Source organism: Streptomyces sp. NPDC093221, assembly GCF_044753885.1.
Classification (GTDB): domain Bacteria; phylum Actinomycetota; class Actinomycetes; order Streptomycetales; family Streptomycetaceae; genus Actinacidiphila.
The window spans coordinates 684448-696502 of the sequence record NZ_JBIVOA010000003.1 but is presented as its reverse complement, the minus strand read 5'-3'; the positions used below and the strand labels follow the sequence as shown (position 1 = coordinate 696502).

At 69.6% G+C, this 12055-nt stretch carries 13 protein-coding genes; 11 read left to right on the top strand and 2 right to left on the bottom strand.

The features are described 5' to 3' along the window. From ACIQCJ_RS14880 to ACIQCJ_RS14860, 5 genes are read left to right on the top strand one after another with little or no spacing between them, the layout of a single operon-like run. A complete protein-coding gene (locus tag ACIQCJ_RS14880) occupies positions 1-603 on the top strand; it encodes a 1-hydroxy-2-methyl-2-butenyl 4-diphosphate reductase (RefSeq protein ID WP_355339469.1) in 603 nt (200 codons plus the stop codon). 5 nt (positions 604-608) lie between these two features. Beyond that, positions 609-1637: an adenosyl-hopene transferase HpnH gene (gene hpnH / locus ACIQCJ_RS14875; protein ID WP_355339472.1), complete on the top strand. Its 1029-nt coding sequence runs from the start codon at positions 609-611 to the stop codon at positions 1635-1637. A gap of 7 nt (positions 1638-1644) precedes the next feature. Beyond that, positions 1645-2838, top strand: a complete 1194-nt coding sequence (ispG, locus tag ACIQCJ_RS14870) for a flavodoxin-dependent (E)-4-hydroxy-3-methylbut-2-enyl-diphosphate synthase (protein ID WP_401311344.1) — start codon at positions 1645-1647, stop codon at positions 2836-2838. Between the two features lie 36 nt (positions 2839-2874). Continuing rightward, positions 2875-4887 (top strand): 1-deoxy-D-xylulose-5-phosphate synthase, encoded by a 2013-nt coding sequence (gene dxs / locus ACIQCJ_RS14865; RefSeq protein ID WP_402711570.1) that lies wholly within the window; start codon positions 2875-2877, stop codon positions 4885-4887. Continuing rightward, the gene (locus tag ACIQCJ_RS14860; protein ID WP_355342852.1) at positions 4874-6328 is read left to right on the top strand and encodes an aspartate aminotransferase family protein; all 1455 of its coding nucleotides are present in this window, start codon (positions 4874-4876) and stop codon (positions 6326-6328) included. Before dxs ends, ACIQCJ_RS14860 begins: the two co-directional genes overlap by 14 nt. A 60-nt stretch (positions 6329-6388) precedes the next feature. On the opposite strand, the gene ACIQCJ_RS14855 is transcribed toward ACIQCJ_RS14860, so the two are convergent. Next, complete coding sequence (locus ACIQCJ_RS14855; RefSeq protein ID WP_391051424.1) at positions 6389-7246, bottom strand: tyrosine-protein phosphatase; 858 nt, start codon at positions 7244-7246, stop codon at positions 6389-6391. Between the two features lie 214 nt (positions 7247-7460). Between ACIQCJ_RS14855 and ACIQCJ_RS14850 the strand changes: the two genes are divergently transcribed. Beyond that, a complete protein-coding gene (locus ACIQCJ_RS14850; protein WP_391051426.1) occupies positions 7461-8252 on the top strand; it encodes a GDSL-type esterase/lipase family protein in 792 nt (263 codons plus the stop codon). Here the strand turns inward: ACIQCJ_RS14850 and ACIQCJ_RS14845 are convergent, their stop codons facing one another. Next, positions 8253-8714: an ATP-binding protein gene (locus tag ACIQCJ_RS14845; RefSeq protein WP_355342846.1), complete on the bottom strand. Its 462-nt coding sequence runs from the start codon at positions 8712-8714 to the stop codon at positions 8253-8255. A 178-nt stretch (positions 8715-8892) separates the two neighbouring features. Here ACIQCJ_RS14845 and ACIQCJ_RS14840 point away from each other — a divergent pair, with 178 nt between their 5' ends. The 5 genes from ACIQCJ_RS14840 to ACIQCJ_RS14820 all read left to right on the top strand — a co-directional run bounded on the left by ACIQCJ_RS14840 (position 8893) and on the right by ACIQCJ_RS14820 (position 12010). After that, complete coding sequence (locus tag ACIQCJ_RS14840; RefSeq protein ID WP_355342885.1) at positions 8893-9717, top strand: helix-turn-helix transcriptional regulator; 825 nt, start codon at positions 8893-8895, stop codon at positions 9715-9717. A gap of 105 nt (positions 9718-9822) precedes the next feature. After that, positions 9823-10038, top strand: coding sequence for a DUF397 domain-containing protein (locus ACIQCJ_RS14835; RefSeq protein WP_355342882.1), 216 nt, complete (start codon positions 9823-9825; stop codon positions 10036-10038). 121 nt (positions 10039-10159) lie between these two features. Further along, a complete protein-coding gene (locus ACIQCJ_RS14830) occupies positions 10160-10966 on the top strand; it encodes an SAM-dependent methyltransferase (RefSeq protein WP_391163745.1) in 807 nt (268 codons plus the stop codon). Between the two features lie 70 nt (positions 10967-11036). Beyond that, positions 11037-11816 (top strand): helix-turn-helix domain-containing protein, encoded by a 780-nt coding sequence (locus tag ACIQCJ_RS14825; RefSeq protein ID WP_402711569.1) that lies wholly within the window; start codon positions 11037-11039, stop codon positions 11814-11816. Further along, entirely contained in the window at positions 11813-12010 is a 198-nt protein-coding gene (locus ACIQCJ_RS14820) for a DUF6126 family protein (RefSeq protein WP_355342840.1), read from the top strand. The genes ACIQCJ_RS14825 and ACIQCJ_RS14820 overlap by 4 nt, the downstream gene beginning before the upstream one ends. The last annotated feature ends 45 nt before the right edge of the window (positions 12011-12055 follow it).

Genomic DNA, 12055 nt, shown 5'->3' with positions numbered 1-12055 from the left:
GTGGGCCATACAGGACCGCCGCTGCTGGTGGTGTGCGCCCTGCGCATCGAGAAGGTCGCGCTGCGCAGGGGAGCGGCCCGGAACGCCGCCGAAAGGGTCACCGTGCTCAGGACCGGCATGGGACCCACGGCCGCCGACCGGGTGGTCCGTGAGGCCCTGCACCAACCGGAGCTGCGCGGCTCGGCCGTCCTCACCACGGGCTTCTGTGCCGGGCTCGCGCCCGGCATGCGCCCCGGCGACGTCGTGGTCGCCGAGGACGGCCACGAGAGCGAGGCGCTCGCCGCCGCGCTCAAGGCGGCCGGTCACACCGTGCACACCGGCCCCCTCGCAGAATCCGACCATGTCGTGCGGGGCGCCGAGCGCACCGCACTGGCGGCGACCGGTGCCATCGCCGTGGACATGGAATCGGCCGCGATGCGACGCGCCGCGCTCGCCGAAGGCGCGCGCCACATCGCGGCGGCCCGAGTCGTCGTCGACACGCCCGAGTTCGAACTCGTACGTGTCGGAACGCTTCGCACCGGGATCATCGCATTCCGGGTGCTCAGAGATCTTGTTCCTGCCTTTCTTGATTGGCACCGCACTACCGTGCTCCCCTGGAGGTGAGCTAGATGGCTATGCCGCTCCGTCAGACCATCCGTGTCGCGTCGTACCTCTTCGAACAGAAAATGGTCAGGCGCCGCGAAAAGTTCCCGCTCATCGTCGAGCTCGAACCGCTCTTCGCCTGCAACCTCAAATGTGAGGGCTGCGGCAAGATCCAGCACCCCGCCAACGTGCTGAAGCAGCGCATGCCGGTGGCCCAGGCCGTCGGCGCGGTGCTGGAGTCGGGCGCGCCGATGGTGTCCATCGCGGGTGGTGAGCCGCTGATGCACCCCCAGATCGACGAGATCGTCCGGCAACTCGTCGCGAAGAAGAAGTACGTCTTCCTCTGCACCAATGCCCTTCTGCTGCGCAAGAAAATCGAGAAGTTCACACCTTCTCCTTACTTTGCCTTTACCGTTCACATTGACGGTATGCGCGAGCGGCACGACGAGTCCGTGGCCAAGGAAGGCACCTTCGACGAGGCCGTGGCCGCGATCAAGGAAGCCCAGCGCCGCGGTTTCCGGGTCACCACGAACTCGACTTTCTTCAACACCGACACGCCGCAGACGATCATCGAGGTGATGAACTACCTCAATGACGATCTGAAGGTCGAGGAGATGATGCTGTCTCCGGCGTACGCCTACGAGAAGGCGCCCGACCAGGACCACTTCCTGGGCGTGACGCAGACCCGTGAGCTGTTCAAGAAGGCGTTCGACGACGGCAACCGGCGCAAGTGGCGGCTCAACCACAGCCCGCTCTTCCTGGACTTCCTGGAGGGCAAGGCGGACTTCCCCTGCACCGCGTGGGCGATCCCCAACTACTCGCTCTTCGGCTGGCAGCGCCCCTGCTACCTGATGGCCGACGGGTACGTGGCCACGTACCAGAAGCTCCTGGACGAGACGGACTGGGACAAGTACGGCCGGGGCAAGGACGACCGGTGCGACAACTGCATGGCGCACTGCGGTTACGAGCCCACGGCCGTCATGGCCACCATGGGCTCCCTGAAGGAGTCCATCCGCGCCGCCCGTGAGACGGTCGCCTCCAACAGGGCGAAGTGACCTGACGATGACAGCAGTCGAGCCGGTCGCGCTCGGCCTGCCCTCCCTGCCGGCCCGGCCTCTGGCGACGCGTCGTGTTTCGCGTCGTATCCAGGTCGGGTCGGTCCCGGTGGGCGGGGACGCGCCTGTTTCCGTCCAGTCGATGACGACGACCCGTACTTCTGACATCGGTGCCACTCTTCAGCAGATCGCTGAGCTGACGGCTTCGGGCTGTCAGATCGTGCGGGTGGCGTGTCCGACGCAGGATGACGCCGACGCGTTGGCGACGATCGCGAAGAAGTCGCAGATTCCGGTGATCGCGGACATTCATTTTCAGCCGAAGTACGTGTTCGCGGCGATCGATGCCGGGTGTGCGGCGGTTCGGGTGAATCCGGGGAACATCAAGCAGTTCGACGACAAGGTCAAGGAGATCGCGCGGGCGGCTTCGGACGCGGGGACGCCGATCCGGATCGGTGTGAACGCGGGGTCGCTGGACGCGCGGCTGCTGAAGAAGTACGGGAAGGCGACGCCTGAGGCGCTGGTGGAGTCCGCGCTGTGGGAGGCGTCGCTGTTCGAGGAGCACGGTTTCCGGGACATCAAGATCTCGGTGAAGCACAACGACCCGGTGGTGATGGTCAACGCGTACCGGCTGCTGGCCGCGCAGTCGGACTATCCGCTGCATCTGGGTGTGACGGAGGCGGGTCCGGCGTTCCAGGGGACGATCAAGTCCGCTGTGGCGTTCGGCGCTCTGCTGTCGGAGGGTATCGGGGACACGATCCGGGTGTCGTTGTCGGCTCCTCCGGCGGAGGAGGTCAAGGTCGGTATCCAGATTCTGGAGTCGTTGAATCTGCGGCAGCGGCGGCTGGAGATCGTGTCGTGTCCGTCGTGCGGGCGTGCGCAGGTGGATGTGTACAAGCTGGCGGATCAGGTGTCGGCGGGTCTTGACGGTATGGAGGTCCCGCTGCGGGTCGCGGTGATGGGCTGTGTCGTCAACGGTCCGGGTGAGGCCCGTGAGGCCGATCTGGGTGTGGCGTCGGGCAATGGCAAGGGTCAGATCTTCGTCAAGGGTGAGGTCATCAAGACCGTGCCGGAGTCGAAGATCGTCGAGACGCTGATCGAAGAGGCGATGAAACTCGCCGAGCAGATGGAGGCCGACGGCACCACGTCGGGTGAACCCTCCGTGACCGTCGGCGGCCAAGCCGTCGCGGGAACGGTCGGCTGAACATAGCAATCCCGGCAGGGGGAACGAGGTCCACTTATGTCGATGCTGGAGAACATCCGAAGCCCGCGCGACCTGAAGGCACTGCCCGAAGGCCGGCTCGACGAACTGGCCGCCGACATCCGGCAGTTCCTGGTCCAGGCCGTGGCCAGGACCGGCGGCCACCTGGGACCGAATCTGGGGGTGGTGGAGCTGACGATCGCGCTCCACCGCGTCTTCGACTCGCCCGCCGACCGGATCCTGTGGGACACCGGCCACCAGTCCTACGTCCACAAACTGCTCACCGGCCGCCAGGACTTCTCCAAACTGCGCAGCAAGGGCGGCCTGTCCGGCTACCCCTGTCGCGCCGAGTCCGAGCACGACGTGATCGAGAACAGCCACGCCTCCACCGTCCTCGGCTGGGCCGACGGCCTCGCCAAGGCCAACCAGGTCAAGGGCGGCGACGACCATGTGGTCGCCGTCATCGGCGACGGCGCGCTCACCGGCGGCATGGCCTGGGAGGCGCTGAACAACATCGCCGCGGGCCGGGACCGCCCGCTGATCATCGTCGTCAACGACAACGAGCGGTCGTACGCCCCGACCATCGGCGGTCTGGCCAACCACCTCACCACGCTGCGCACCACCGACGGCTACGAACGCTTCCTGTCCTGGGGCAAGAGCGTCCTCCAGCAGACCCCGGTCATCGGGCAGCCGCTCTACGAGTCGCTGCACGGCGCGAAGAAGGGCTTCAAGGACTCCTTCGCCCCGCAGGGCATGTTCGAGGACCTGGGCCTGAAGTACGTCGGCCCGATCGACGGCCACGACATCGCCGCCGTCGAGACCGCGCTGCGCCGCGCCAAGCGGTTCAGCGGCCCGGTGCTGGTGCACTGCCTCACCGAGAAGGGCCGCGGCTACCCGGCCGCCGAGCAGGACGAGGCGGACCGCTTCCACACCGTCGGCGCGATCAACCCGCTCACCGGCCGCCCGCTCGCCCCGGTCGGCGGCCCGTCGTGGACCTCCGTCTTCGGCGAGGAGATGGTCCGGGTCGGCGCCGAGCGGCCCGACGTCGTGGCGATCACCGCGGCCATGCTGCAACCGGTCGGACTCGAAGCCTTCGCGAAGGCGTATCCGCACCGGGTCTACGACGTCGGCATCGCCGAACAGCACGCCGCGACCTCGGCCGCGGGCCTGGCCACCGGCGGACTGCACCCGGTGGTCGCGGTCTACGCGACCTTCCTCAACCGCGCCTTCGACCAGGTCCTGATGGACGTGGCCCTGCACAAGTGCGGTGTCACCTTCGTCCTGGACCGGGCCGGGGTGACCGGGGTCGACGGCGCCTCGCACAACGGCATGTGGGACATGTCGATCCTCCAGGTCGTGCCGGGGCTGCGGATCGCCGCGCCGCGCGACGCCGACCAACTGCGGGCCCAACTGCGCGAAGCCCTCGACGTGGACGACGCGCCCACCGTGATCCGCTTCCCGAAGGAGACCGTCGGCGAGCCGCTGCCCGCCGTCGACCGGGTCGGCGGCATGGACGTGCTGCACCGGCCGTCCGAGGGCGAGACGTCCGACGTGCTGCTGGTCTCGGTCGGCGCGCTCGGCGCCACCTGCCTGTCGGTCGCGGAACTGCTGGCCGGCCGCGGTATCGGCGTCACCGTCGTCGACCCGCGCTGGGTCAAGCCGGTCGACCCGGCGCTGCCCGAACTGGCCGCGCGCCACCGCATGGTGGCCGTCGTGGAGGACAACGGCCGCGCGGGCGGCGTCGGTTCGGCCGTCGCGCAGGCGCTGCGCGACGCGGGCGTGGACGTGCCGCTGCGCGACTTCGGCATCCCGCAGCAGTTCCTCGCGCACGCCAAGCGCGCCGAGGTGCTGGCCGACATCGGACTGACCCCCGCCGAGATCGCGGGCCGGATCGGCGCGGCCCTGACCCGTATCGACACCCGTACCGACACCCGGAACGGCGGCGCGCGTACGGTGACGGTCGGGGAACCGGCCGGGGCCGCGGACGACACCGCGCGGGAGGCCGTACCCATTCATGTACGCAAGGAGCAGGTGAGCGATGACATCGTCTGAGAGCAGCGTGGGCGAAGGGCCCGCCCCGCAGGCCGGCGGCGGCGAAGTGCCCGGCCCGGCCAAGGGGTTCGACCTGGCGACGCTGCTCGCCGAGCGCGGCGGCGAGCGCTACGACCTGCACGCCAAGCACCTGAACCACCAGCTTCCGCGGATGCTGCACACCATCGGCTTCGACAAGGTCTACGAGCGGGCCGAGGGCGCGCATTTCTGGGACGCCGACGGCAACGACTACCTGGACATGCTCGCCGGATTCGGCGTGATGGGCGTCGGACGCCACCACCCGGTGGTCCGCAAGGCGCTGCACGACGTGCTCGACGCGGGGCTCGCGGACCTGACCCGCTTCGACTGCCAGCCGCTGCCCGGCCTGCTCGCCGAGAAGCTGCTCGCCCACTCGCCGCACCTGGACCGGGTGTTCTTCGGCAACAGCGGCACCGAGGCCGTCGAGACCGCGCTGAAATTCGCCCGGTACGCCACCGGCAAGACGCGCGTCCTGTACTGCAAGCACTCCTTCCACGGGCTGACCACCGGGTCGCTGTCCGTCAACGGCGAGGCCGGATTCCAGGACGGCTTCGCACCGCTGCTGCCCGACACCCCGATCGAGGTGGGCGATCTCGAAGCGCTCGCACGGGAGTTGAAGCGCGGCGACGTGGCCGCGATGATCATCGAGCCGATCCAGGGCCACGGCGTCTACATCCCGCCGCCCGGATACCTGCGCGCCGCCCAGGAGTTGCTGCACAAGCACAAGGCGCTGCTCATCTGCGACGAGGTGCAGACCGGCATCGGCCGCACCGGCACCTTCTACGCCTACCAGCAGGAGGAGGGCGTCGAGCCCGACCTGCTGACCGTCGCCAAGACGCTCTCCGGCGGATACGTGCCGGTCGGCGCCACGCTCGGCAAGGACTGGATCTTCAAGAAGGTCTACTCCTCCATGGACCGGGTGCTGGTGCACTCCGCCAGCTTCGGGTCCAACGCCCAGGCGATGGCGGCGGGACTGGCCACGCTGTCGGTGGTGGAGGACGAGCGGCTGGTCGAGAACTCCCGGCTGATGGGCGACCTGCTGCGCACCCGGCTGGCCGCGCTCACCGACCAGTACGAGTTCCTGAAGGACGTCCGCGGTCGCGGCCTGATGGTCGGCATCGAATTCGGCCGCCCCAAGTCGCTCGGCCTGCGCAGCCGTTGGACGATGCTCCAGGCCGCCCGCAAGGGGCTCTTCGCGCAGATGGTCGTGGTGCCGCTGCTCCAGCGGCACCACATCCTCACCCAGGTCTCCGGCGACCACGTCGAGGTCATCAAGCTGATCCCGCCGCTGGTCGTGAATGAGGCGGACGTCGACCGCTTCGTGACGGCCTTCACCGCCGTCATGGACGACGCGCACGGCGGGGGCGGCCTGATGTGGGACTTCGGCCGCACGCTGGTCAAGCAGGCGGTCGCCAACCGCTGAGGCGCACCGCCGGGACACGGACGGGGGCCCGTACGCCGCGCGTACGGGCCCCCGGGGGTCTCAGTCCGTCAGCAGCACGTCCCGCAGCCGCTCGCGCCGCTCCTTCGTCAGGCCCAGGCCCTCCTCCAGGTAGCGGTCGACCGAGCCCCACTCCTCGTCGATGGTCTCGAAGGCGGCCCGCAGGTACTCCGCCCGCGCCTCGAAGAGCGGGTCGAGCAGCGCCATCACCGCCGGGTCGATCTCGGAGCCGGTGCTGCCGTCGCCGCGTCGCACCCGGTAGCGGCGGTGCGGCGCGTTGCTCTCCAGGTAGTCCGCCTCGATGGCGGCGCGCTCGACGCCCAGCGCCAGCAGGATGATCGCGATCGACGTACCCGCGCGGTCCTTGCCCGCGGCGCAGTGCAGCAGCGCGGGGACGGCCGGGTCGGCGGGCTCGGTGAGCAGTTCGAGCATCCGGGCGTGCTCCGCGGTGCGCTCGCGGATCAGCGTGCGGTAGGACTGCGCCATCCGCTCCGCGGCGCGGCCCTCGCCCAGCACCTCCTCCAGCGCGGCCAGGTCGCCGTTGCGGACGGTGTGCCAGAAACCGGCGTTGTTGTTGTTCGCCGGGTCGCTGAGCGGGAGGTTCACATTGACGGTGCCCGGCAGATCGACGTCCGGGCCCTCGACGCGGATGTCGTCCCGGTTGCGGAAGTCGAAGATCGTGTGCAGGCCGAGCCCGGTGAGGAACGCGATGGCGTCGGCGTCGGCGTGCGCGAGGTGGCCGCTGCGGAACAGCACGCCCGGCCGTACCCGGCGCCCGTCCGTCGTGGGCAGACCCCCGACGTCCCGGAAATTCCGCACACCGGTCAGTTCGGGCTCTGACAGCGCCTCGGCTATCGGCTCGGATCCGGTCGGGTCGGTCCGCGGCAATTCCTGCGTCACCGGTGATCCTCCTACCTCTCATACGTCGCGACCTGGGGCACTGCCGACGATACGGCAGCGCGGAACACCACGTACCGAACGGTATGTGTCCGGTGCGCCGTCATCCGGCGGCCTATTCCTTCCTGGCGGCTTTGACCTGGTGGGATGAATCACGTCGCGTCAACCCCTCCTTACGGTCGCGTAAGTCACACCCGGAGGAGAAAGATGGTCCGACGTGGCTGACGATTCGCAAACAGACGACAACGGTGCGATCGGGTCGTACACCGCGGTGGGGGACAGCTTCACCGAAGGCGTCGGCGACCCCGGTCCTGACGGTATGTACGTGGGCTGGGCGGACCGCCTGGCCGTACTCCTCGCCGACCGGCGCGAGGAACACACCTTCCGCTACGCCAATCTCGCGGTCCGCGGCCGGCTGCTCGACCAGATCGTGGCCGCGCAGGTGCCGCGCGCCAAGGAACTCGCTCCCGACCTGGTGACCTTCTGCGCCGGGGGCAACGACATCCTGCGCCCCGGCGGTGACCCCGACGCCATCGCCGAGCGCTTCGAGGCCGCCGTCGCCGATCTCAGCGGCGCCGTCGGCACGGTGCTGGTCTGTACGGGCTTCGACACCCGCGACGTACCCGTGCTGCGGCACCTGCGCGGCAAGATCGCCACGTACACCGCGCATGTCAGGTCCATCGCCGACCGCTACGACTGTCCGGTGCTCGACCTGTGGTCGCTGCGTTCGGTGCAGGACCGCAGGGCCTGGAGCGACGACCGGCTCCACCTGTCGCCCGAGGGGCACACCAGGGTCGCGCTGCGCGCCGCGCAGGTGCTCGGCCTCGACGTGCCCGCCGACCCCGACCAGGCGTGGCCGCCGCTGTCCCAGCGGCCGGCCTCCGCGGTGCGCAAGGACAACATCCAGTGGGCCAGGGAGTATCTGGTGCCGTGGATCGGACGGCGGCTGCGCGGGGAGTCCTCCGGCGACGACGTCGAGCCGAAGCGGCCCGATCTGCTGCCGCTGTAGCTAACACGAGGGCGCGGGGTGTACGGCCAGTTCGGCCCACACCACGCGCCCTGTCCCGTCTTCCGCGGGTTCCGATCCCCAGGCCGTCGCCAGCACGCTCACCAGGAGCAGTCCGCGACCGCCCTCCTCGTCCGCGCCCGCGTCGCACGGTTCGGGCCTGCTGGAGCCCCGGCCCTGGTCGGTCACTTCCAGCCGTATCACCGCGCCGCGCTGGTGCACGACGCAGGTGATCTTCTCGCTGTCGGTGTGCCGCACCGCGTTGGTGAACAGTTCGGTCACCACCAGGCTCGCGTCGTCCACCAGTTCGGGGCACACGTTCCACTCGCTCAGCCGGTCGCGTATCCGGCCCCGGGCGTCGGCCACCGAAGCGCTCTGCGCGGGCAGCCGAAAGACGTCGTGGCGGCCACAGCCGCCACCGGTGTCATGGCGCTCGCGTCGGAGAGCGTTGGGTGAAGGAACCACTCCGTAACTATGGGGCTCGTGCCGGACACATGGCAAGGTCCGTTCTGTAATTTGCAAATTCAACAGAACACGCTGTCGCTGACGCTGACGACATGCCACACTGCTTATCAGTCAAGGGAGTTGGGGGTTGAGCCACGTGATGGACCCGCGGCCGGGCGGCGCTCCGACCGTCCTGCGCATGGTGCTCGGCAAGCGACTCCAGGACCTCCGCGAGCGGGCCGGGCTCAGCTTCGAACAGGCCGGACAGGCCCTCGATGTCACCCACGCCACGATCCGGCGGATGGAAAAGGCCGAAGTCGGGCTGAAGATCCCCTATGTCGAAAAACTCCTGATCACCTACGGAATCACCACTCCCGAGGAGATCGGCGGCTTCCTGGCCCTGGCCCGCGAGGCCAACCGGCCCGGCTGGTGGCACAGCTTCCGCGACGTCCTGCCGGACTGGTTCAGCGCCTTCGTCAGCCTGGAGGGCGAGGCCACCGTCATCCGCGCCTACGAGCCGCACTACGTGCCCGGCCTCCTCCAGACCCCCGCGTACGCGCGCGCCGTACTGCGCGCGGGGATGCCGCACGCGGCGGCCGAGGAGATAGACCGCCTGGTCGAACTGCGCGTCGAGCGCCAGACGCTGGTCCGCAAGCACGAGGCCCCGCTGCTGTGGGTCGTCATGGACGAGACCGTGCTGCGCCGCCCCATCGGCGGCCGGCGGGTGATGCGCGAGCAGATCGACGCCCTCGCCGAGGCGACCGAGCTGCCGAACGTACGCCTCCAGGTCATCCCGTTCGCCTCCGGCCCGCACCCCGCCATGTACGGGCCCTTCCACATCTTCCGGTTCCAGCTCCAGGAGATCCCGGACATCGCCTACGCGGAGAGCCTGGTGGGCGGCGTCTACTTCGACGAGCGGGACGACGTGTCCACCTTCCTGGAGGCACTCGACCGGATGTGCGCGCAGGCCGCGCCGGCACAGAGCACCAAGGCCATCCTCGATGGCATGCGCAAGGAGATCTGAACCATGGATCGCGTCAGCAACGACGGCGTGTACGGGTACGGCGACATCTACGACACCGTGCACGACGCCGCCCACGGCAGACATCACGACGGAATCTACAACGGAATGCCCGCCACCGAACTCGGTCCCGACGGGTGGCGCAAACCCTGGAGCGGCGGCAACGGCGGCTCCTGCGTGGAAGCGAAACGGCTGAACGACGGACGGGTGGCGCTGCGCCAGTCGACCGACCCCGACGGTCCGGCGCTGATCTACACCAATCACGAGATCACCACCTTCATCCAGGGCGCCAAGGCCGGCGAAGCGGATTTCCTCCTCGGATGAGCACCACGCACGAAGGACCGCGTGTCACCGACGCGCGAAGCGCCGCGTCCGACGCGGGACGCACCACGTATGACGCACAGAGCACAGCGGCACAGCAGAAGCGAAGGAAGCGGAGGACGGCGTGACCGACCAGGGATTCCCCGTCGACGAGATAGACACCAGCAAACCGCATCCGGCCCGTATGTACGACTACTTCCTCGGTGGTTGGGACAACTACGAGGTGGACCGGGAAGCCGCTCAGCGTGTCCTCGACGTCGCCCCGGACGTGGTCCTGGGCGCCCGCGCCAACCGCGCGTTCCTGAGCAGAGCCGTCCGCCACCTGGTGGAGGGCGGAATCCGGCAGATCATCGACATCGGCACCGGCATACCCACCTCGCCGAACACCCACGAGGTCGCGCACTCGGTCTCGCCCGACGTCCGGATCGCCTACATCGACAACGACCCGATCGTGGCCACCCACGCCGGGGCGCGGCTGATCGGCACCGGCAACACCGGCTTCTTCCTCGGGGACATGCGCGATCCGCGCACGATCCTGGAGCACCCCACCATCAGCGAACTGATCGACTTCGACGAGCCGGTCGCGCTGCTGCTGGTGTCGGTGCTGCACTTCGTCACCGACGCCGAGGACCCGGCGGGCATGCTCGGCACGCTGCGCGAGGCGCTGCCGGCCGGCAGCTACCTGGTGCTCTCGCACGCCACCGCGGACTTCCACACCGACGTGGCGCCCGAGGTGATGGAGGTCTACAAGAAGGCCACCGCCTCGCTGACCGCCCGCAGCCACGCCGACGTGCTCGCCTTCTTCGACGGGTACGACCTGATCGAGCCCGGTCTGGTCCAGGTCCCGCTCTGGCACCCGGAGGGCCCGGAGCTCAAGCCCGCCGAGCTGCGCAAGATCGGGGTCTACGGGGGCATCGGCCGCAAGCGCTGATCACCGCGGTTTTTTGCCTCTGAGGTAACTCGTTTGCCTGAGAGGCAAGCCGTGCTGTTCCATGGAAGACATGGACGCCACCCACGGCACGGACATCCTCGACTCCGTGGACAGTGCGCCACCCCCGGGTGCGCTGTCCACGGACCATCTCGTCCTCGCGCCCCGCCTGCGGGACCGGCGACGCGCCAGCGGCCTCACCCTGGAGACCGCCGCCCGACGGCTTGAGCTGTCCGCGGCCCATCTGTCCCGGCTGGAGTCCGGCCTGCGCCAGCCCTCGCTGCCGGTCCTGCTCGGCCTGGCCCGGCTCTACGGCACCACCGTCTCCGACCTGCTGGGCGAGACGGAGGCCGAGCCGGATCCCATCGTACGCGGCGACCGTATGACGGCCGTGCCCGCGGGCGGCTGGACGTACTGGCGGGCGGGCGGCACCGGCCGCGCGATGCAGGCGCTGCGCGTGCACATACCCTCGGGCGCCCAGCGCGCGCTCGTCCGCGTCCACCCCGGCGAGGAGTGGCTGTACGTGACCGGGGGCACGCTGCTGCTCAGCCTCGGCGACCGCGGCCACACCCTGGGCGCGGGGGACTCCGCGCACTTCGACTCGCTGGTGCCGCACCGGCTGGAGGCGGCGGACGCCGGGGGAGTGGACCTGCTGTTCGTCCACACCCTCATGCAGAGCGAGACCTCCGCCCTGTGCGTCAGCCCGCAGGACGCCGCCGCGGGCCCCGCGCCCGCCGACGCCCCGCGCACCGGTACCGGCCGCGCCGACCCCACGCGCGGCGCCCACCAGGACCGTACGGATCAGCCCCGCGCACGCGCCCGGGGCGACGAGACCAGAGGAGCCCGGCGATGAGCGGCCAGAACCCGGCACCCGCCCCTACCCCCGAGCAGGTGCCCCCGCCCCGCTCGCTCGTGGTCGGCACCACCAACGGCAGCGAGAAGCGCAAGGAACGCGGCGTCGTCCTGCGCGTCCTGGTCTACGTCGTGGTCGCCCACGCGCTGGCCTTCTTCATCTGGCTGCTGTTCCTGGTCGGCAACCGCGGCTGAGCGGCCCCTGCGGGGTGGGACCGCCCGCCGCGTCAGGACACCGCG